Here is a 20,183-nt window from a genome sequence, read left to right as displayed (position 1 = left end):
GTCCACACCGGAATGTTCTAGACAGTGTTGTCCGGAAGCGTGCGTGCCCGGATCGTAGTGGCCACGCCGAGTTCCACACGGATGCGCCCGGGCAGGCGCTCGGTGTCGATCTGTGGGTGATCTTCGCTGGACACCGTGAGCCGCAGCGTGTGGCCGACGACGATTCGGTGGTGCGTAGGCCAGATCGGGATCGTGATGTCGTAGAGCGCACCCGGCTCGGCTGCGGCGATCCGGTCGTGGCCGTCGCGGTGGCTGAGCTTGAGCCAGCCCTGGCTGACCCTGACGGCCGTGCCACCCTCGTCGACATCGTCGAGCACGACTGCGATGTTGCCGTCGGCGCCGGTGACGCCGACGCGCAATGCAGCCTCCAGACCGCCGGTGATCACCACATCGTCGGTGGCCACGGTGCTGAACGCGAGCTTGCCGCCGTCCTGCTCGAACTCGGCGATCCCGGCCTGGCCGGCCTCGCGGCCCAGGTTGCCGTCGGCGGCGGGAAACCATTGCGTGATAACGGAGTCGGCCGGTGGCCAGGTGTCGAACTGCCGCCAGCCGTGGCCGGGCATCTCGTACGAGGTGACCTTGGACCCGGGCAGCGGGGACGGGCGGTCGGCCAGCCAGTGGTCCCACCACGCGAGGTAGCCGGCGAAGCCGATGTCCTCCGGCTGCCCCGGCACCATGCCGTGCTCCCACGGCCCGGCGACCATCCACGTGTTCGCCTCACACGCCTGGAAGTTCTCGACCATGGCCTGCCGGTACTGGTCCAGCCAGCCGCCGATGTCCAGCATCGGCAGGGTGAGCCGGTCGTAGCGGTGCTTGACGCTGCGCTCGCGCCAGAAGTCGTCGTGGAGCGGGTGCCGCGCATAGCTTTCGAGCGTGTCGGGCGCGGTGGCCTGCTGCCAGTCGCGGATCCGGGCGTTGTAGATGCCGCCGTGGTAGATGGTGTTCTCGTACCAGTCGCTGAGCGCCTGCACGGGAATGATCGCCACGAGGTGCGGCGGCCGATTCACGGCGGTGAGGATGGTGCTGTGGCCGCCGTAGCTGATGCCCTGCATACCGACACGGCCGGTGCAGAATGGTTGCGCGGCCAGCCATTCCACCAGGTCGTAGCCGTCCTCCTGCTCCTGGACGCCGAACGGCTCGACGTGGCCGGGGGAATCGCCGGCGCCGCGAACCGAGGGGACGAGCGCCACATAGCCGCGTTCGACATAAGGCGCGGCCCCGCCGGCGAAGACCATTCGTGCGCTGTAGGCGTTGAAGTCGTAGATGAGGCCGGGGAAAGCGCCTTCCACCGGCTCGTTCGCACCGGCCGGGCGTAGCAGATCGCACAGGAGATAGCTGCCATCGCGCATGGGCACCCGGATCGTCTCGCTGTGCACGCCGAACTCGGCCGGGCGGTCGTAGCGGAAGAACGGGTCGTCGACGGTCATGGTCGGCCCGGTCGGTCGGATGCCGCCGGCGTCGGCGAACTGCTGCATCATCGCGGCCATCTGCTGCGAGGTTTCGGGCACGTCCAGCTCCAACAGTGAGGAGGAAAGGCTTTTGCCGTGGATGTCGAGGTCGAGCGAGCGGGTCACCCCGCCGAGAGTGTTGTGCAGCACGAACTTGAGGGCATGCAGCCGCGGTAGCTCGAACCGTTGCACCTCGCCGCGCACGATGTCGGCGAAGTGCTCCCGGACGCGCTCGGCCGTGACCTCGCGGCGCAGCAGCTCGAAGTCCTCGGCGCGGTAGGCGATGACCGTGATGTCCGAGGTCGTGTCCTTGTCGCCGGCCCGGGCGTGCGCGATCTCGTGCAGTCGCATCTCAGGCCTCCACAAAGGACAGTTCGGCACGGACGTCGTTGCGGTCAAGGAAGAGTGAGTCGACGGCCACGACCTGCTCGGTCCTGCGCGCCGCGCCGCCACCGCCGGCCGGTCCGTTGAGCCACAACGACGTGACCTCGTGGCCGATCCCGCGGGCGGCGGCCAGCGTCGGGGCACGTCCGGCGACGCGGACCCGGACCTCTTGCGGATCGTCGGCTTTCGTCGCCGGCCCGCGGTGAACGGCGTCGACTCCGATCAGGTCGAACCGGAGCTCGGTCGCCTCGGAGGGCGCCAGCCGTTCGCGGACGATGTCCAGCGCGAGGCGGCCTCGGGCCACGGCATTGGGGCCGGCATAGGAGATCTGGCCCTCGCCGAGATAGCCGTCGAGGTAGCCGACCAACACCTTGAGCCGGTCCGGCCGTGGACGCCCCGTCGCCCCGGTGACCAGGACGCGATCGGGGCCGACCGGGGTGAGGTCGACTCCGGAGAAGTCGCCCGTGACGTCGGCCGAGACGTAGGCGGACGGATCGTGCACCTCGTACAACAGCTGTTCGGTGCAGGTCCGGACGGTGACCGCACCGCCAGTGCCGGCCACCTTCGTCACCACGAACGTGCCGTCCTCCGACGCCTCGGCCAGCGGGAACCCGAGTCGCGCCAGGTCGGGGACGTCCTTGAAGCCGGGGTCGGCGAAGTACCCGCCGGTGACCTGGCCGGCGCACTCCAGCAGGTGCCCGAGGCAGAGGCCCTGGCCGAGCCGGGGCCAGTCGTCCAGGGCCCAACCGAACTCGTGCACCAGCGGGGCGAGGAACAGCGACGGATCGGCGATCCGTCCCGTCACGACGACGTCGGCGCCCCGGGCCAGCGCCTCGACCACCGGCTCGCAGCCGAGATAGGCGTTGGCGGACACCGTGTTCTCGTCCGTGTCCACCAGCCCGAGCACGTCGTCCCCCGTTACCGCGGCGATCTTCAGCCCGGTCAGCCCGGCCTCGCGAGCCACCTCCGCGACCACCTGCGCCGCGGCGAGAGGGTTCGCGGCGCCCATGTTCGTGACGATCTTCGTGCCGTTTCGCACGCAGGCCGGCAGCACCGCCGCCATCCGCTCCGGCAGCCACTCGGTGAAGCCCCGTGTCGGATCCCGCAGCCGTTCCAGCTGGGCCAACGCGATCGTGCGCTCTGCGAGGCACTCGAACACCAGATAGTCGAGGTCGCCCCGCTCGGCCAGCTCGACCGCCGGCTCCACCCGGTCGTCCGCGAAGCCGGCGCCCGCACCGATCCTGATCGTCCGCACACGTCCATCCTGGACAGTCCTCGAACGGCCCGCCACTTCCGCTTTCACATGCGGTTATGCTCTGGCGCTATGGATCTCACGTTGCACCAGATGGAGATCTTCGCGGCCGTCGCCCGGACCCGCTCGTTCACCCGGGCCGCCGCCGAGCTGGTGCTCAGTCAGCCCGTGGTCAGCCGGACCATCGGCGAGCTGGAACGGAAGCTGCGGGCGCCGCTGTTCGTGCGGACCACCCGCTCGGTCGACCTCACCGAAGCCGGTGTCGAGTTCCTCGGCGTCGTCACCCACGTGTTGGAGAGCTACCGGCGCGGGCTCGACCGGTTCGCCGACTACCAGGCCGGGGAGCGGCGGCTCATCACCGTCGGCGTGCTGCCCTCGATCGCCGCCGTCGTGCTGCCGCCCGTGTTGAGCGGGTATCTTGCCGCGCATCCCGGCGTGCAGGTGCGACTGGCCGACGGCACCAACGCCGAGATCCTCGCCCTGCTCCGTGACGGCTCCGTCGACCTCGCCCTCACCGAGGTCGGGCCCGCCTCCGCCGACCTCGTCGTCGAGCCCTTCCTCGACGACCCTTTCGTCGCCGTCCTGCCGCCCGGGCACGCGTTGGCCGATCGACCTTCCCTGACGTGGACCGACCTCGCCGCCGAGTCCTTCATCGCCTTCAGCCCCGACAGCAGCGTCCGCCGCCTCGCCGACCTCGGCCTCGCTCAGGCCGGCGTGCATCCTTTGCGGCACCTGGAAACCCGCTCCGTCGCCACCGCCGGCGGCATGATCGCCGCCGGCCTCGGCGTCAGCGCCATGCCCGAGCTCGTGCTTCCCCTGCTGGCCGCCACGCCCGTAGCCACGCGGCCTCTGGTCGAGCCCTCCATCACGCGCAAGATCGCCGTGCACCGCCGCCCCGACGACCCCTGCCCCCTCGCCGTCCTCCGCCTCGTCGACCGGATCCTATCCAGCCGCCTCCAGTAACCCCGCCTCTTTTGCCACATGCGCTTCCTATGTGGCACCGGAACGCAAGTGGGAAGCGCACGTGGCACTGCTGCCCTCCGAGCTTCGCCGGGTTGTCACATGCGCTTCCTACATGGCGCCAGGACGCAAGTGGGAAGCGCATGTGGCAAAACGGAGACGGCGGTAAGGTAGCCCCGGCTATGGTGGAAAGCGGACAGCGGTCGTCGGTGGTGGAGTTCGGGTTCAGCAACCCGGACCGGCCACGGCTGGGCCTGGAGGTTGTCGACCTGGCCCGGCTTGCCGGGCGGCTGCCGGCATCGACGTTGTCCACTGTGCACCGCACCGACTTCCACCAGCTGTTCCTGATCACCGGTGGCCGGGGTTCGCTGATGGTCGATTTTGTCGACCACGTCTGCGAGCCGGGCACGCTGGTGTCAGTGTGCCCGGGGCGGGTGCTGCGGCTGCCCCGCGCCACCGATGGTCCGCTGGAAGCGCTGATGGTGCTGTTCACCGACACGTTCCCGCAGCGCCTGGCGGCCGTCCGACCACTGCTCAGCCCGTTCAGCCAGGTGGCCTGGACGGTCCCGCCCGAGGAACGGCCGGCGCTCACCGGGGCCGTCAGGGAGCTGATGGCCGAGTACCACCGGGCCGTGGACGAGCCGGTGACCATCGCTCTGCTGCGCCAACTTCTCGGCGCGCTGCTCCTTCGCATCGCGCGCCTGCCGTCCGACGGCCCACCCGCCGCGCACGAGGACACCTACGCGAAGTTCCAGCACGACCTCGAGCGGGACTTCGCCACGACCCGCAACGCCAACGACTACGCCGCCCGGGTCGGTTACTCCCTGCGCAGCCTCAACCGTGCCTGCCAGGCCGCCACCGGCCGCTCCGCCAAGGCGTTGATCGACGCCCGCGTCGCCCTGGAGGCCAAGCGCCTCCTGGTGCACACCGACCTCCCCGCGTCCGCCATCGCCAGCCGCCTCGGTTTCACCGAACCCACCAACTTCGGCAAGTTCTTCCAGCGCGAGACGGGCGCCAGCCCAGGCGCCTTCCGCGACCGTGAACGGATCAGCGCAGACGACGCGCCGCCGGAGTGAGGCCGGCGAGTGGCTGCCGCGTCGACGACAGCCACTCGCCGGATCAGCTCAGCCGGCGGGCGACGGCCGGAATCACGATGGCGGCGGCGATGAGGTGGGCGACGGCCAGCGCGATGCGCGTGGACAGGGGGCCGACGCCGGCCATGGGAGCGATCAGGGAGACGGCCACTAGGACTGATGTGGTGACGACATAAGTGCCTGCGGGCCTGCGGGCGAAGCGGGCGATCAGGATGGCCAAGATGGTGCCCCAGAAGCCGCTGACGGCGCAGCCCATGGCGAACATGCCGACGGTGATGGCGCTGGGGGCGGTGTCGAAGGCGTTGCCGACGATCATGGGGATGCCGACGACGGGCAGCAGCAGGCCGTAGATCTCGGTGACGACGGCGGCGACGAGCAGGGCCAACACGCTGACGGCCCACACCGGCAGGGTGCGGCGGGCGGTGACGGTAGTGTCCATTTCGGTTCCTTCCCTCGGGTTGCACCGAGGGGTCGGAGCCTCGCCGGACATCTCTACACGAAGGCCCCGCACTTTTTTGCCACATGTGGTCCGCAGGCGGCGCTGGGAGCGGAGTGTGGGCCACATGTGGCATTTGCTGGTGCGAATATGGGAAGTGGCGTCGGCGAAATGTAGAGGGTGGCGGCGGAGGCTCCGACTAGGCAGCGACAGGCTCACGGAGGACAGGGGCCCACGGAGACCGGGCCCCACGGACGAGGGAGCAGCACGATGAAGTACCTGCTGATGATCTACGGCAACAAGGAGAAGTGGTCGTCGCTGCCGCCGGAGGAGTTGCAGGAGGTGATCGCCAAGCAGGACGCGTTCAACACGCGCTACCGCGAGAGCGGGGAGCTGCTCGGCGCCTACGGCCTCGGCGACGCAGACGAGGCGAAGCTGGTCCGCCGGGTCAACGGCCAGGCTGCGGTGACCGACGGCCCGTACCTGGAGACCAAGGAGTACATGGCCAGCTTCTACCTGCTGGATGTGCCCGACGAGGCGAGGGCCCTAGAGATCGCGGCGGACATGCCGAGCGCCGACCAGGACCCGGTGGAGCTGTGGCCGGTGCCGCACGAGGCGCCCCAGAGTTGACCCGAGCCACGAGAGCGGCGGCGGTGGCGGTTGTCGTCACCGCTGCGCTCGCGGCGTGCAGCACGCCCGCCGCGACACCGCCGACCACCACAACCCCGAAGACGTACGACGGCAAGGTGCTGGCCGACGCACGCCATCCGACCGGGGCCTCAACGCTACCCAGCGGCCGCAACGACTACCGGGAGCCGGCCGATGTGCGGGCCGACCTGGAGCAGACGGCGAAGGCGCGGCCTGACGTCGTACGGATGATGGACCTGCCGCACAAGTCGGTGCAGGGCAAGGCGGTGCCGGCGCTGGAGATCGCCCACCACGTCCAGACCGACGACGGCCGACCAGTGTTCCTGCTGATGGGCGGCATCCACGCCAACGAGTGGCCGGGCGTGGAAGTCGCCACCGAGTTCGCCATGGACCTCGCCGAACAGGACGGCCGCGACCCGCGGATCACGGCCCTGCTCGACCACGCCAGGGTGATCGTCGTGCCGGTGGTGAACCCGGACGGCTTCGAGGCCTCCCGTAGCGGCCGGATCCCGGACAAACGCAAGAACTGCGACCCCACCTGCGGCACGAAGGTGGACCCGGACACCGGCGCCGACGACGCGGGCGTCGACCTGAACCGCAACTTCGGCGTGAACTGGGGCGGCCCGGGCTCCAGCGGCGACAGGACCGGCGGTGACTACCGCGGCCCGAAGGCGTTCTCCGAGCCGGAGACGCAGAACATCCGCGACCTCGTCACCGGACACCAGGTCACGGTCCTGGTCGGTCTGCATACCTACGGCGACATGAACCTGCGCCCGCCCGGCCGGAACGCCAGCCCACTCACGCCGGACGAAGCCGTCTACGCGGAACTGGGCAACGAGATGGCCGAGGCCAACGGCTACCCGAGCCGCCTGAGCCGCGAGCTGTACGAGACCAGCGGCACCGCCGAGGAATGGTCGTACTTCACCACGGGCGGCCTCGGTTTCGAGACCGAACTCAACGGCGACGGCAACCACGGGCCATTCGCGAGCAGCGTCCTGAGCCAGTACGCCGGGGAACGGGAGGCGTTGCTCCGCGACGCCGAAGGGGCAGCAAACCCCAAGTACCACAGCAGGATCACCGGCAACGTCCCCACCGGCACGAAGCTGGAGCTGTCCAAACCCGGCCTGCGCACCGCGATGACCGCCGACGGCCCGTTCACCTGGGACGTCAACCCGTCGATCCGGCCCGGCCCGGACGGCCGGAGCATCGAGGAGAGCTGGACCCTCCAATGCCCCGGCCGAACCGTTCAGGTCACGCTGGCCCGCGGCGAAACGAAGCAGGTCAGCTGTTAGCGAGGTAGCCGCCCATGGTCGTGAAGTAGTCGGTGGCGGCGTGCTCGGCGCCGTCGGCCGTGCGCACGCGCTCGACCACCAGGCCCGGGAAGGTGCCACGCCGGGAGTCCGGGCCGGCGACGATGACCACACCGTCGCCCTCGCGGTAGAAGATGCGTCCCGGGGTGCCGCCGTAGTGGCCGGTCGACACGGACGCCTTGACGATGCGCAACTCCTGACCGCGGTGGTACGTGAAGGCGTTGGGGTACGGGTCGGACTGGGCTCGCACCATGCGCTCGATGTACTCGGGCGTCCAGTTCCAGTCGATCAGGCTGTCCCGCTTGGCCCGCTTGTGGAAGAAGCTGGCCTTGGACCGGTCCTGCGGCTGGGGCTCGAAGCCCTGCTCGATCAGCTTGATCGCCTCGGCGGTGATCGGCGCGATCAGGTCGACGGTGCGGTGGAACAGGTCGGTGGCGGTGTCCTTCGGACCCACCTCGACCGACTGCTGGCGCACGATGCCGCCGGCGTCGAGCTCGCCGTCCATCATGTGCGCGGTGACGCCGACCTCGGGCTCGTCGTTGAGCAGCGCCCAGATGATGGGGGAGAAGCCCGCGTAGGCCGGCAGCAGCGAGTCGTGGATGTTGAGCGTGCCGTGCCGGGGCAGGGCGAACACCTCCGGCGGCAGCCAGGTCCGCCAGTTGTTGGCCACGATCAGGTCCAGGTCGGCGGCGCGCAGCTCGGCCAGCAGCGCGGCGTCGTCGGGGCGTTCCCGCAGCAGCACCCGGATGCCGTGCTCCGCCGCCAGGTCGGCCACCGAGTCGGCCCAGATCCGCTCGTACGCGTGGTCGCTGACCGGGTGGGTGACCACCAGGGCGACCTCGTGGCCGGCGTCGATCAGGGCGCGCAGGGTGCGGTGACCCCAGGTCTGGTAGCCGAACATCGCGACGCGCATGCGCAGGTGCCTTCCGTGGTCGAGTAGGTCAGCCTCGCCTAACTTAGGCTAGGCTGACCTCTGTCACTCGGCTAGGCCTTCGACGCCGTGTAGTTCTTGAACAGCAGGTAGGTGTCGAGGATGTCGGACTTGGCGCTCTGCACCGACCGGTAGATGCCCCACTTGGGCCGCACGTAGTCGCCCTCGTCGGGAATGTTCACATTGGACAGCTGACCCTGCGCGGCGATCGGCGCGCTCGTGCCGGCGCCGCTGCGGATGATCGCCGCGGCCTTGCCCTTGGAGCCGGGCGTCAGCGTCAGCGTGATATTGATCCACTTGTCCCGCAGCGGCGCCAGGTTCGTCTTGGCGATCGCCGGCGAGCCCGAGTTGGCGTACGCGCGAGCCTGGATGATCTCTGTGCTGCCGTCGCGGCTGAGGTCGATCGTCACCCACGGGCCGCCGTTGGTCGACGGCGTCTTGGTCTGGAAGATGTGGGTGAACTTGCTGGTGCCATGCAGGGATGACGGCATGTACATGTCGTAGTTGATGGTCCAGGTCTCGCCGTTGTGCATCTTGAGCGCCGTGCCGTTCTGCACCATGCCCTTCGACTCGGTGCGCTGGCGGTCGCCGCCGCCGGTCGTGTCCCGGTCGTCGGCCCAGATGTTGAAGCGGTAGTGGTCGTCCTCGACGACGACGTACTTGCGGCCCGGGTGCTTGTTGCCCCGGTCGGCCTCGATGCCCTCGAACGCCTTGAGTCCGTCGGTGGCGGGATTGGGATGCCAGAGCGTGGTCGCCGCGGGCACGGCGAGGGCGGTCAGCGGTCGCAGCGCGAGCGGCGCGGCGAGCGCGGTCACGGCCAGCGTGCGCAGCACGGTTCGACGGGACGGTTGCGGCAGGGATTCCGACATTGTTTCCGTGTGTCCTTCCTGGCGGCGAACGACAGGGGTACACATCGGGCGGCGGGAGAACGGCCCTGCGGTGGGCCAGAACATCCGATGTCTTGCGTCAGCGACCATAGGACTACCGGAACCAGGCTGTCAATGGAAAGCTTTTCATCCGAGCACTGATAACTCTGTGGGCAGCGGAAAGTCCCCGGGATAGCGTGCCGCGCATGCAGCTGGGGATCGCGGTGTTCGCGGGGGTCGAGGGTCTGACGCCGGCCGAGTTCGGCCGCGCGGTCGAGGAACGCGGCTTCGAGTCGCTCTTCTACGCCGAGCACACGCACATCCCGGTGGCCAGCCGGCGCGACGACGATCGCCCGCCTCGTGACTACGCCTCCAGTTACGACCCTTTCCTCGCGCTCGCCGCCGCGGCGGCCGTGACGACGACGCTGCGGCTGGGCACGGCGGTGTGCCTGGTGCCGCAGCGGGATCCGATCATCACGGCCAAGGAGGTCGCCAGCCTGGACCGCATGTCCGGCGGCCGCTTCGAGTTCGGCGTCGGCGCCGGCTGGAACCGTGCAGAACTCGCGAACCACGGCACGGACCCGCGCCGGCGCATGGCCGTGCTGGCCGATCGCGTCCAGGCGATGCGGGCGATCTGGACGTCCGAGGAGGCCGAGCACCACGGTCCGCACGCCGACTTCGAGCCGCTCTGGTCCTGGCCGAAGCCGGTCCAGCGCCCCCATCCGCCGGTCCTGGTCGGCGGGAACGGTCCCGGTGTCGAGGACCGCGTGCTGGCCTTCGGCGACGGCTGGCTGCCGCAGTGCGGACACCTCGCGTCCGTGCGGGAGCTGACCGACCGGATCGCGAGCCTTCGTCACCGTGCCGGAAAGCGTGTTCCGGTCACGCTGTTCGGCGCGATCCCGTCGATGCTGGGCGCCTTCGCCGAGGCCGGCGTCGACCGCTGCCTGTTCACGCTCCAGTCCGGCCCGGGTGACCTCGACGAACTCGACCGGTGGGCGGAGTTGACCGGCCCGCAGTCGGCCGGCCGGTCATTCGACTGAAGCCCCCAGTTCGGTCGTCACGTGCGTGCCCCGCTGGCTCCGAATCCTGGCGCGCTCGGACTGGGAAGCAGGTGACGCGACGCTGGTCGCGGCCAGGGCGCGAGCTGGGCACGGCGAGAGAGGGGAGTGGTTGGGGCGCGGGCAGGTTGAGACGAGGCGGACGTGCAGACGAGGCCATGGCTATAAGGCGACCGGGTCGATGCGGTCGCGGTTGAGGGTAGGGCGCCGAGGGACAAACGTGAGCAGCGCCCGAGGGTGAGCGCGGGCATGGCGCGGAGGGAGGCGTGTGTGAGACGCGGCGCGGGTAGGGCTGAGCGCGGGCGAGGCATGGGGCAGTGGCAGTGGCGTGGCAAGCCATGGCGGTGGCTGGGGTGGGGCGGTGGTGAGGGCAGGGACATGGACAGGGCGCGTCATGGGCATGGGCAGGGCGAGAAGGGAAGGGCTGGGCCCAAGGGGCTAGAGCCTGTCTTCAAAGGGGTTGTGGCCGATCTGGTTTGATCTCCAGTTGTGGTGCGTAGGCATGAACTGACTGACCAGCAGTGGCAGGCCATCCAAGCGCTGTTGCCGGCGTCCGGTGTGAAAGGTCGTCCCCGGGTCGATGACCGTCGGGTGATCAACGGAATGTTGTTCAAGGCCAGGACCGGGGTCGCCTGGCGGGATCTGCCCGAGCGGTACGGGCCGTGGAAGACGGTCTACACCCGGTTCTGGCGGTGGGCCCGCGACGGCACGTTGAGCGTGTTGGTCGCCCGGGTGCGGGTGATCGCCGAGGCGGTTGACGAGTTGGACCGTGAGGTGTCGGTCGATTCCAGCATCGTGCGTGCCCATCAGCACGCTGCTGGCGCCCGTGGTGCCAGCACGTCGCACACAGGGGGCTGACGGGTCGCGTGGTGGGCATAGCGAACCAGATGATCATGCTATCGGTCGGTCTCGTGGCGGTCCTACCACCAAGATCCATCTCGCCTGTGACGGACACGGCCGCCCGCTGTCGGTGCTGCTGACCGCGGGCAACGTCAACGACTGCACGATGTTCACGCAGGTCGTGGACGCGGTCCGGTTTCCGTACGCGGGTCGGGGCCGGCCGCGGACCCGCCCGGACCGGGTGCTGGCGGACAAGGCCTATTCCAGTCGGGCGATCCGGGCGTATCTGCGTCGGCGGGGGATCAAGGCCACGATCCCGGAGCGTCGTGACCAGCGGGACAACAGGGCGCGGCGCGGTCGTGGCGGGGGCCGCCCGCCGGTGTTCGACGCGCAGGCCTACAAGCGGCGCAACGTGGTGGAGCGGTGTTTCGCGCGGCTCAAGCAGTATCGGGCGATCGCGACGCGTTATGACAAGACCGCGGTGTCGTATCAGGGCATGGTTGATCTGGCGGTGCTGCTGATCTGGCTTTGAAGACAGGCTCTAGCAGCTTGACGGGGCTGGCGGATGGGCTCCCTAGGCGCAGAGGAAGTACGGCTGCCGGATGGGGTGTGTGTGCGGGCAGTGGCGGCGAAGGGGTTGGTGTGCAAGGTATCCGGGCGGCCGGAAGGGCCGGTCCGGTCAGGGATGGGAGACCGGACCGGCCGTGGCGGCGGTGATCCTGCGGCGGCGTGGGAAGGCTACTGCTCGGTCATGGAGGCGGTGAGGGACTGCCGGGCGGCGCGGCGGGCGGGGATTAGGGCGGCGAGGGGAGCGGCCAGGACGGCGGCGGCCAAGAGAATGGCTAGGCGGGGCCAAGGGAGGGAGAACAGGACGGGTTCGGCGTCGGTGGAGGCGACGCGGGCGAGGAGCCAGGCGGAGACGATGCCGACGGAGAGGCCGCAGACGGCGCCGAGCAGGGCGACGAAGACGGACTCGGTCATGACGGTGGCACGGAGGCCGCCACGGGTGAGACCGAGGGCGCGGAGGAGGGCGGATTCGCGGGTGCGTTCCAAGACGGAAAGGGACAGGGTGTTGGCGATGCCGGCGAAGGCGATGAGCACGGCAAGGGCGGTGAGAGCCCACAAGAGGTTGAGGGTGCCCTGCAAAGGCTTGGTGAGCTGGGCCTTGATGTCGGAGTGGCTGTTGACCTCGAACAGGGGGTCGGCGGCAAGAGCCTGCTCCAGCCGAGAAGAGTCCACAGTGGACTGAGTCTTCACCAGAAGGCTCTCGTCGTAGGTGGTGCCGCCATCGGGGGTGATGGCGGGCTGCTGGGCGAAGTCGACGAGCGCGAGCTCCAGGTCGGCGCCGGGGGCGCGCTGGCTGTCGTAGACGGCGACGATGCGGAGGGGAACCTTGGCCTGAACGGTGTCGCCGACCTTGAGACCGGTCTCCGTGGCGAGTTGCTTGCTGATGGCCAGCTCGCCGGGGCCGAGGCGGTCGAGCGAGCCGGAGAGGACGACGGGACGCAGCACGAGGCCGAGGGCGTCGCCCTGGATGGCGGTCATGCCGAAGCCGCCGTACGAACCGAGCTCGCCGGTGAACGACGCCCGCCGTGCGGTCACCTCGACGCCGGGGATGTGCCCGAGCGTGGCGGCGAGATTGTCGGGCAGGCGCTTGCCGATGGCGTTGGTGATGGTGAAGTCGGCCAACACCTGCTGGTCGACGCCACGGCTCTGACCGGCCTCGAGACCGGCGGTCACGGTGGTCACGAGCGACACCACAGCCAGCCCGATGGTCAGCGCGGCGGCGGTGGCGGCGGTGCGCTTGGGGTTGCGGTCGGCGTTCAGGGCGGCGAGCTTCGCGGGCTGTCCCAAGGCAGGTGCGAAGACGGCGCTCATCACCCGCACCACGGGACCCACCAGCAGAGGACCGACGGCCAGGGCGGCCACGAGCAACGCCACCATCGCCACGACAACCAACGCCGCCCCGGTGTCCTGATCGGCGCCGAGCGACACGGCACCGGCCCCGACACCCACCACCAGCGCCAGCACGGCGCCGACGGTGCGCAGCTTGCCGGCGCGGGCGGCCTTGCCTTCGAGCGGTGTCCGCAGGGCCTCCACGGGCGCGACCCGGGTGGCCGCACGGGCCGGGAGGGCGGCGGCGAGCGCGGTCACCAGCACACCGATGGCCAGCGACTCGACGGCAGTCCGCGCACTGAGCGGCACATGCACGCCGGCGGGGTTGCCGAGCTGCAACAGGGCGGCGATGCCCAGCCCGCTGAACAGGCCCACCACCGACGCCACCGTGCCCACGACAACGGCCTCGATCAGCACGCTGGCGAACACCTGCGCCCGACCGGCGCCGACACAGCGCAGCAGGGCCAGCTCACGGGTCCGCTGCGTGACGAGAATGGTGAACGAGTTGACGATCACCAGCGCCGCCACCACCATCGCCAACACCGCGAAGGCCGTGAAGAACTTGGTCAGGCCGGCCGAGTCCGGGGCGGCGTTGCTGAGCAGCTGCGCCGCCGCCTGCTCGCCCGTGACGACATCGAAACCGGGCACGGCCCGCGCGACACGGTCCACGAGCTCCGTGTCGCTGACCCCGGGCGCGGCGCGCACGGCGATCTCGTGGTAGCCGCCGCCGGCGGTCAACGGACGCGCGCCCTCCACAGTGAGCACCATCTGCGGCGCGCCGATGCCGGCGTCGGTCGGGCGACTGAACGTGCCGACCACCGTGTACTGGTGCTGCTGGCCGTTCGGGTCGAACACCGTCACGTGTTGCCCCGGCGAATACCCGGTCTCCGTGGCGGTCGCGACCTCGTCCGCCTTGGCCGGCAGCCGCCCGTCAGCGAGGTCGAACGGCCGCAGTCGCTCGTCGGCCGGCAGCACCATCGCGCCGGCGTCCTTGGCGTGACCGTCGACGAGCATGGGCGCGCCGACGGTGGTTCGTCCCTCCGCCGCGGCGACGCCCGGCACCTGGCGCAGCTTGTTCAGGGTGGCGTCGTCCAGATCGCCGCCACGCTTCACCGTGACATCGACGTCCACCCCACGCAGCTGATACGCGACGGCGGCGCGCACCCCCGCGTGCAGGGAGTCGGCCAGGATCAACGAGCCGGACACGAACGCCACGCCGAGCGCGATGGCGACCGCCGACAGCAGCAGCCGCTTGGGCCGGGCCTTGAGCCCGGCGATGACCGTACGCAGCATCACGCCCCCAGATTCGCCAGCGCGGACACCACGGTGTCGGTGGTCGGCCGCTGGAGGTGCGCGGCGATGCGCCCGTCGGCCAGCAGCACGCCGTGGTCGGTGTAGGAGGCGGCGACCGGATCGTGCGTCACCATGACGACGGTCTGCCCCATCTCGTGCACGGACGCGCGCAGGAAACCCAACACCTCCGCGCCGGAACGAGAGTCGAGGTTGCCCGTGGGCTCGTCGGCGAACACCACGTCCGGCCGGCCCACCAACGCCCGCGCGCAGGCCACGCGTTGCTGCTGGCCGCCGGAGAGCTCGCCCGGCTTGTGCCCGAGCCTCGCCCGCAGGCCCAACACGTCGATCACGGTGTCGAACCACCGCCGGTCCACCGGACGGCCCGACAGCCGCGATCCCAGCAGGATGTTGTCCTCGGCGGTCAGCGTGGGCAGCAGATTGAAGGACTGGAACACGAAGCCGACATGGTCCCGACGCAGCCGGGTCAGCGCGGCGTCGGACAGGCCGGTCACCTCGTGCCGCCCGATGCGGACCCGCCCCGAGTCCACCGTGTCCAGCCCGGCCAGGCAGTGCATCAGCGTCGACTTGCCGGAGCCCGACGGCCCCATGATCGCGGTGAACCGGCGGGCCGGGAAGTTCACGGACACGTGGTCGAGCGCCCGCACCGCCGTGTCCCCGCGGCCGTACACCTTCACCACGTCGACCACTTCGGCCGCTGTCGGACTGTCCACTGTGCTCTCCCGCGTTCGCTCCACGACTGACCCGGCGATGATGGCGGGCGGCACCTGAACGCCTCCTGAAGCGACCTGAAGTTCCCTTCAGGATCTGTCGGCGGGATCTGGGAGGATCGAGGCATGCGAGTGCTCGTCGTCGAGGATGAGAAACGGTTGGCCGAGTCGCTCCAGTGGGGACTGGAGTCGGAGGGCTACGCCGTCGACCTCGCGCACGACGGGATCGAGGGCCTGCATCGCGCGCAGGAGCACCCCTATCAGGTGATCGTGCTGGACATCATGCTGCCCGGGCTGAACGGGTACAAGGTGTGCGAGCGCCTGCGGGCGCTCGGCAACACGACCCCGATCCTCATGCTCACGGCCAAGAACGGCGAGTACGACGAGGCCGAGGCGCTGGACACCGGCGCCGACGACTTCCTCAGCAAACCCTTCTCCTACGTCGTTCTGACGGCCCGGCTGCGCGCCCTGACCCGTCGCGGGCGGGTGGCCGCCGTGACCATGCTGGAGTTCGGCGACCTCGTGCTGGATCCGGCCAAGCACAAGGTCCGCCGGGCCGGGCAGGTGGTGACGTTGACGTCCAAGGAGTTCGCGGTGCTGGAATGCCTGATGCGGCACGACGGCGCGGTGGTGACCAAGCAGGACATCCTCGACGAGGTGTGGGACATGGCCTACCAGGGCGACCCGAACATCGTGGAGGTGTACGTGAGCGCGTTGCGCCGCAAGCTGGACACCCCGTTCGGGCGGCACACCATCGCCACTGTGCGTGGCACGGGCTACCGGTTGGCCGACGATGACTAGGTGGTGGCCGGCCTCGATCCGGACCGGCATGGTGATGGCGACCTTCCTGGTCTGCGGCAGCCTGTTCACGCTCGGCTGGATCGGTATCCGAGCGTTCGTCGACACCCGGCTGTCCATTCAGGCCGAGGGGTTAGCCGGCAGCAAGCTGACCCGGCTGGTCGACGCCGTCGCCAGCGACCGGGACCCGCAGCTCAGCGGCGACGAGATGTACGTCCTGCTGGACCGGTCCGGCCGGGTCGCCAAGGTCAGCGACGAGATCACTCGTCTGCGTCCACAGTGGACGCCGCCGGGCCCGGCGCCGGTCGGCGCGCCGGCCGACTGGAACACCGAGGTGGATGTGACGCTACGGTCGGTGGAGCATCCGCAGTGGCGGGAGTTCCGCACCTACACCGCGTTGGGGCGGGTCGCCGGCCCGTACACCGCGTATCTGTTCGTGCTGCCCTGGGACACGCAGGGCACGCTGAAGCTGTTCGACGACACCATGGCCTTCTTCGTGCCGCTGGCGACGGTGATCGCCGCATTGGCGGCGTGGTTCGCGCTGAGACGGGCGCTGCGGTCGGTGGAGGCGATCCGCGAGGAGCTGTCGGTGGTCAGCGGCAGCCGGCTGGACCGCCGGGTGCCGGTGCCGCGGTCCCGCGACGAGATCGCCAAGCTGGCCTCGACCACCAACGAGACGCTGGACCGGTTGGAGCGGTCCCATGAGCAGCAGGAGCGGTTCGTCGCCGACGCCAGCCATGAGCTGCGCAGCCCGCTGGCCAGCCTGCGCACCGGGCTGGAGGTGGCGCTGGCCCACCCCGGCCGGGCCGACTGGAAGTCGGTGGCCCGACGGTCGCTGCTGGACGTGGACCGGCTCCAGCGGATCACCAGTGACCTGCTCCAGCTCACCGGGGACAGGCCGCTGTCGACGGAGCTGGTGGACCTCTCCGACGTGGTGGCGGAGGAGGCCGCCGTGCACTCCTCGCTGGGCGTCGGGCCGAGGGTGCTGGCCAGTGTGGAGATTCCGGCGATGGTGCGCGGCGAGCTCGGGCAGTTGGAGCGGCTGCTGCGCAATCTGATCGACAACGCCGTCCGGCACGCCGACTCGATCGTGCGGGTGCGGATGGACGCCCGCGACCCGGACGTGGTCAAGGTCGAGGTGCTCGACGACGGCCCCGGCATCCCCGTGCACGAGCGTGAACGTGTGTTCGACCGGTTCGTGCGGCTGGACGACGCACGGGCCCGCGACGGGGGCGGCTCCGGGCTGGGGCTGGCCCTGGCCCGGGACATCGCGGTCCGGCACGGCGGCACGCTCACCATCGAGGACAGCGCCGTTGGCGCGCGGTTCGTGCTGCGCTTGCCGGGTGCGTCCGGCGTCGGGGAGCTACCGTGAGCGGGTGGCGAGCGCGGTCGAGCTGGACGTCGACGGCCTCCCGGTGCGGATCTCCAACCCGGACCGGGTCTACTTCGCCGCCCGCGGTGAGACCAAGCTGGACCTGGCCAACTACTACCTGGCCGTCGGTCCCGGCATCGTGCGGGCGCTGCGGGAGCGGCCATGCATGATGCACCGGTTCCCGACCGGGACCAGCGGCGAGAAGGTGCACCAGAAGCGGGTGCCGGCCGGTGCGCCGCCGTGGCTGGAGACCGTGCGGGTGCACTTCCCGCGCTACAAGCGGTACGCCGACGAGCTGTGCGTGACCAAGTTGGCCGACGTGATCTGGTCGGTGCAGATGTCGACCGTGGAGTTCCACCCGTGGAACTCGCGCCGGGCCGACACCGAGCGGCCCGACGAGTGGCGCATCGACCTCGACCCGATGCCGGAATGCGGCTTCGACACCGTGCGCCGGGTGGCCGGCGTGGTGCACGAGCTGCTGGACGAGCTGAAGATCACCGGCTATCCGAAGACCTCCGGCGGCAGCGGCCTGCACGTGTACGTGCGCATCCGGCCGGACTGGGAGTTCGGCGAGGTGCGCAGGGCCGCGCTGGCCTTCGCCCGCGAGGTGGAGCGGCGTGCGCCGGACGTCGTGACCACCACATGGTGGCGGCGGGACCGGGACCCCCGCACGTTGTTCGTCGACTACAACCAGAACGCCCGGGACCACACCATCGCCAGCGCCTACTCGGTGCGCGGCAATCCCGAGGCGACGGTGTCGACGCCGATCCGCTGGGACGAGCTGCCCGACGTCGAGCCGGGCGACTTCACCATCGCCACCGTGCCGGCCCGGTTCGCCGAGCTCGGGGACCTCCACGAAGGTATCGACGACGTCGCACACGGACTGGAGCCGCTGCTGGAGTGGGCCGACCGGGACGGCGTCGAGGCGCAGGACGAGTCAGCAGACGCTTGAGGTGCACGGGCGGCGGCTCAGCGCGTCGAAGAACACGGCACGGAAAGCGGCGCCGTCCAGGGCCTGATAGGCCTTGCCGCCGGTGACGGCGGCGATCTGGTTGAGCACGCCCATGTCGGCGTCCGGGCCCAGCCCGATGCCGATGATCTCGATGGGGCGGCTGGGGTCGGCCTCCGCGCGCAACCGGGCCAGCAGGCCGTTGAGGTCGAGGCCGCCGGCCCGCTCGTTGCGGCCGTCGGTGATGAGCACCTCGGCGTTGACCTTGGTCGGGTCGAAGCCGTCCTTCAACGCCTCGTAGCCGGCCAGGGCAGTGTCGTAGAGAGCGGTGCTGCCGCCGACGCGGCCGGGCAGGGTCGCGCCGGCCTGTTGCAGGGCGAGCCGCTGCGGCACGCGGTTGTCCAGGCCGCCCAGCGGTCCCAGCGGCACGAGTTCGGAGGTGGTGAGCGAGAACGTCCACAGGCCGACGGACGTGCTGTCCGGCATGAGCGACAGCCCGGCCAGCGCCCCGTCGCGCGCGACCTGGATGCGGGACTGCCCGTCGGGCATCGGATCCTTCATGGAGCCGGAGGTGTCGATCACGGCCAGGGTGCGGCCGTCGAGGTGCACGACGCTCCACGCCCGCATCACGGTGGCGACCTGGTCGGCGGTCGGGGCGGGGATGAGCTTCGGCGTCTGGGAGCGCACGCCGTCCTTGCCGCCCCACGACGACGAGGCCACGGCGCGCGGGTCGCGGAAGCCGGCGGCGCTGAGAATGCCCATGGACCGGGCCGAGTGGAGCTCGGCCTCGAAGGCCGTTGCCGCGGCGTCGGTTCCGGCCGGCTCGGTGGAGGTGGTGACGCGCACGACGGGATAATCGAACAGGACGCTGCCCTCGGTGGGGTAGACGGCCACGGCCTTGGCGCCGCCATTGGCGTTGTGGGCGACGACGGACTGCTCGGTGGTGGTGAACACCGCATCTGAGTGTTGTTGCTGCGCGTGGAAAGCCGCCGCCGTGCTGTCCACAGTGGCGTTACGGAGCTTCAGCAGCACGGCGATGAGCTCCGGCGGCGGCGCGGCGGTGGGCGCGGGGGAGAGGCGTTGCGCGAGGGCCAGGGTCGCGATGCCCTCCGTGTTGCTGAGGGGGTCGGCGATCATGGCGTTGCCGGTGACCAGCTGTTGCCAGGACGTCAACTTGCCGGCCTGCTGCGGCGACGCGGCGATCACCAGCGGCGACGAGGCGATCGAGGGATGCTCGGCCAACCGGGGCGTCGGCCCGGTGACGCGACCTTCGAGCTGCTGCGCTGTCGGGACCCAGAGCGCCGAGTCGGGGATCCACAGCGCGGGCGGGTCGACGGGGTTGACCGGCAGATCCTGCACGACCTGCGCGGCCGGCTCGGCGGTGACGTCCACAGTGGCGCACTGGCCGTCGTTGTCGGCGGCGTCGTGGTTGAAGGCGTCGGCGATGGCGTGAACCGGGGCGAGCATCGCCGGCGTGACGGCGATGCGCAGCGGGGTGTCCGAGCCGTGGCAGTGCGACGCGGCGGCGGCGTTCGCGACGACCAGGCCCGAGACCGCCAGCGCGCCGACGAGCAGGGGAAGCAGGAAGGGCCGCAGCGGATGCTGCGGGGTGCGAGAGTGGTGACGGGCCGCCATGTGCCTCTCCTCGCGAGTGCGTGGACGTGGATCTCCACGCTCTACTACGCGGGGAAGACGCAGTCGGTTCAGGCGGTCAGCGTGGCCAGGGCCTTTGCCGCCGCGTCAACGGCGACGGTCCATCGTGGATCCTTGACATCACGGTCATAGGTCACCGGTTCGCCGAGTTCGACGGGCATGGGGTGGACCATCGCGTGCAGCGCCGTGATCGCGGCATCTCGCGGTCGTTGCGGGCAGATGTCGCCCGGACCACTGCGCGGCCTGCTCAGCCGCGTCCCAGGCCAC

General features: G+C 70.3%; 16 protein-coding genes and 1 pseudogene. 9 read left to right on the top strand and 8 right to left on the bottom strand.

What is annotated here, in order from left to right:
• Positions 1 to 17 precede the first annotated feature (17 nt).
• Both AB0M73_RS10365 and AB0M73_RS10360 read right to left on the bottom strand, forming a co-directional pair.
• Complete coding sequence (locus AB0M73_RS10365; protein ID WP_363889465.1) at positions 18 to 1,799, bottom strand: CocE/NonD family hydrolase; 1,782 nt, start codon at positions 1,797 to 1,799, stop codon at positions 18 to 20.
• A gap of 1 nt (position 1,800) precedes the next feature.
• Positions 1,801 to 3,087 (bottom strand): acyclic terpene utilization AtuA family protein, encoded by a 1,287-nt coding sequence (locus AB0M73_RS10360; RefSeq protein ID WP_363889463.1) that lies wholly within the window; start codon positions 3,085 to 3,087, stop codon positions 1,801 to 1,803.
• Positions 3,088 to 3,156: 69 nt separating this feature from the next.
• Here AB0M73_RS10360 and AB0M73_RS10355 point away from each other — a divergent pair, with 69 nt between their 5' ends.
• Complete coding sequence (locus AB0M73_RS10355) at positions 3,157 to 4,047, top strand: LysR family transcriptional regulator (protein WP_363889460.1); 891 nt, start codon at positions 3,157 to 3,159, stop codon at positions 4,045 to 4,047.
• Between the two features lie 179 nt (positions 4,048 to 4,226).
• Positions 4,227 to 5,120, top strand: a complete 894-nt coding sequence (locus tag AB0M73_RS10350) for a helix-turn-helix transcriptional regulator (RefSeq protein WP_363889458.1) — start codon at positions 4,227 to 4,229, stop codon at positions 5,118 to 5,120.
• Between the two features lie 43 nt (positions 5,121 to 5,163).
• Here AB0M73_RS10350 and AB0M73_RS10345 read toward each other — a convergent pair whose 3' ends face one another.
• Entirely contained in the window at positions 5,164 to 5,577 is a 414-nt protein-coding gene (locus tag AB0M73_RS10345) for a DUF6069 family protein (RefSeq protein ID WP_363889455.1), read from the bottom strand.
• 267 nt (positions 5,578 to 5,844) lie between these two features.
• Between AB0M73_RS10345 and AB0M73_RS10340 the strand changes: the two genes are divergently transcribed.
• On the top strand, positions 5,845 to 6,204 hold the full coding sequence (locus AB0M73_RS10340; RefSeq protein WP_363889452.1) for a YciI family protein: 360 nt from the start codon (positions 5,845 to 5,847) through the stop codon (positions 6,202 to 6,204).
• Between the two features lie 23 nt (positions 6,205 to 6,227).
• Positions 6,228 to 7,514, top strand: a complete 1,287-nt coding sequence (locus AB0M73_RS10335) for a M14 family zinc carboxypeptidase (RefSeq protein ID WP_363889451.1) — start codon at positions 6,228 to 6,230, stop codon at positions 7,512 to 7,514.
• Here AB0M73_RS10335 and AB0M73_RS10330 read toward each other — a convergent pair.
• Together AB0M73_RS10330 and AB0M73_RS10325 are read right to left on the bottom strand one after the other, a co-directional pair.
• Positions 7,504 to 8,445 (bottom strand): methionyl-tRNA formyltransferase, encoded by a 942-nt coding sequence (locus AB0M73_RS10330; protein WP_363889449.1) that lies wholly within the window; start codon positions 8,443 to 8,445, stop codon positions 7,504 to 7,506. The two genes, AB0M73_RS10335 and AB0M73_RS10330, sit on opposite strands and share 11 nt — an antisense overlap.
• A gap of 71 nt (positions 8,446 to 8,516) precedes the next feature.
• Complete coding sequence (locus AB0M73_RS10325; RefSeq protein WP_363889447.1) at positions 8,517 to 9,332, bottom strand: hypothetical protein; 816 nt, start codon at positions 9,330 to 9,332, stop codon at positions 8,517 to 8,519.
• Between the two features lie 203 nt (positions 9,333 to 9,535).
• Here AB0M73_RS10325 and AB0M73_RS10320 point away from each other — a divergent pair, with 203 nt between their 5' ends.
• Both AB0M73_RS10320 and AB0M73_RS10315 read left to right on the top strand, forming a co-directional pair.
• Positions 9,536 to 10,369, top strand: a complete 834-nt coding sequence (locus tag AB0M73_RS10320) for an LLM class F420-dependent oxidoreductase (protein WP_363889444.1) — start codon at positions 9,536 to 9,538, stop codon at positions 10,367 to 10,369.
• Positions 10,370 to 10,879: 510 nt separating this feature from the next.
• Positions 10,880 to 11,759: pseudogene (locus AB0M73_RS10315) on the top strand (IS5 family transposase).
• 206 nt (positions 11,760 to 11,965) lie between these two features.
• On the opposite strand, the gene AB0M73_RS10310 reads toward AB0M73_RS10315, so the two are convergent.
• A complete protein-coding gene (locus tag AB0M73_RS10310) occupies positions 11,966 to 14,416 on the bottom strand; it encodes an FtsX-like permease family protein (RefSeq protein ID WP_363889737.1) in 2,451 nt (816 codons plus the stop codon).
• On the bottom strand, positions 14,416 to 15,147 hold the full coding sequence (locus tag AB0M73_RS10305; protein WP_363889441.1) for an ABC transporter ATP-binding protein: 732 nt from the start codon (positions 15,145 to 15,147) through the stop codon (positions 14,416 to 14,418). The genes AB0M73_RS10310 and AB0M73_RS10305 overlap by 1 nt, the downstream gene beginning before the upstream one ends.
• 123 nt (positions 15,148 to 15,270) lie before the next feature.
• Here AB0M73_RS10305 and AB0M73_RS10300 point away from each other — a divergent pair, with 123 nt between their 5' ends.
• Genes AB0M73_RS10300 through ligD form a run of 3 tightly spaced genes read left to right on the top strand, consistent with a single transcriptional unit; the run spans position 15,271 to position 18,266 of the window.
• A complete protein-coding gene (locus tag AB0M73_RS10300) occupies positions 15,271 to 15,945 on the top strand; it encodes a response regulator transcription factor (protein WP_363889438.1) in 675 nt (224 codons plus the stop codon).
• Positions 15,938 to 17,314 (top strand): ATP-binding protein, encoded by a 1,377-nt coding sequence (locus AB0M73_RS10295; protein WP_363889435.1) that lies wholly within the window; start codon positions 15,938 to 15,940, stop codon positions 17,312 to 17,314. The genes AB0M73_RS10300 and AB0M73_RS10295 overlap by 8 nt, the downstream gene beginning before the upstream one ends.
• Before the next feature lie 4 nt (positions 17,315 to 17,318).
• Positions 17,319 to 18,266, top strand: a complete 948-nt coding sequence (gene ligD / locus AB0M73_RS10290; protein ID WP_363889432.1) for a non-homologous end-joining DNA ligase — start codon at positions 17,319 to 17,321, stop codon at positions 18,264 to 18,266.
• On the opposite strand, the gene AB0M73_RS10285 is transcribed toward ligD, so the two are convergent.
• Positions 18,252 to 19,898 carry a substrate-binding domain-containing protein gene (locus AB0M73_RS10285; RefSeq protein WP_363889429.1) on the bottom strand — a complete coding sequence of 549 codons (1,647 nt, stop codon included), beginning with the start codon at positions 19,896 to 19,898 and terminating at the stop codon, positions 18,252 to 18,254. The two genes, ligD and AB0M73_RS10285, sit on opposite strands and share 15 nt — an antisense overlap.
• Positions 19,899 to 20,183 lie beyond the last annotated feature (285 nt).

Origin of the sequence: Kutzneria sp. NPDC051319 (assembly GCF_040682195.1) — a bacterium.
In the GTDB taxonomy this organism is placed as follows: domain Bacteria; phylum Actinomycetota; class Actinomycetes; order Mycobacteriales; family Pseudonocardiaceae; genus Kutzneria.
This window is presented reverse-complemented; position numbering and strand designations above follow the sequence as displayed.

Bases quoted from the DNA above. Each gene is read 5' to 3' on its own strand.
- AB0M73_RS10295 (WP_363889435.1), top strand. From the start codon at position 15,938: ATGACTAGGTGGTGGCCGGCCTCGATCCGGACCGGCATGGTGATGGCG.
- AB0M73_RS10330 (WP_363889449.1), bottom strand. From the start codon at position 8,445: ATGCGCGTCGCGATGTTCGGCTACCAGACCTGGGGTCACCGCACCCTG.
- AB0M73_RS10355 (WP_363889460.1), top strand. From the start codon at position 3,157: ATGGATCTCACGTTGCACCAGATGGAGATCTTCGCGGCCGTCGCCCGG.
- AB0M73_RS10300 (WP_363889438.1), top strand. From the start codon at position 15,271: ATGCGAGTGCTCGTCGTCGAGGATGAGAAACGGTTGGCCGAGTCGCTC.
- AB0M73_RS10340 (WP_363889452.1), top strand. From the start codon at position 5,845: ATGAAGTACCTGCTGATGATCTACGGCAACAAGGAGAAGTGGTCGTCG.
- AB0M73_RS10285 (WP_363889429.1), bottom strand. From the start codon at position 19,898: ATGGCGGCCCGTCACCACTCTCGCACCCCGCAGCATCCGCTGCGGCCC.
- AB0M73_RS10365 (WP_363889465.1), bottom strand. From the start codon at position 1,799: ATGCGACTGCACGAGATCGCGCACGCCCGGGCCGGCGACAAGGACACG.
- AB0M73_RS10325 (WP_363889447.1), bottom strand. From the start codon at position 9,332: ATGTCGGAATCCCTGCCGCAACCGTCCCGTCGAACCGTGCTGCGCACG.
- AB0M73_RS10345 (WP_363889455.1), bottom strand. From the start codon at position 5,577: ATGGACACTACCGTCACCGCCCGCCGCACCCTGCCGGTGTGGGCCGTC.
- AB0M73_RS10320 (WP_363889444.1), top strand. From the start codon at position 9,536: ATGCAGCTGGGGATCGCGGTGTTCGCGGGGGTCGAGGGTCTGACGCCG.
- AB0M73_RS10310 (WP_363889737.1), bottom strand. From the start codon at position 14,416: ATGCTGCGTACGGTCATCGCCGGGCTCAAGGCCCGGCCCAAGCGGCTG.
- AB0M73_RS10350 (WP_363889458.1), top strand. From the start codon at position 4,227: ATGGTGGAAAGCGGACAGCGGTCGTCGGTGGTGGAGTTCGGGTTCAGC.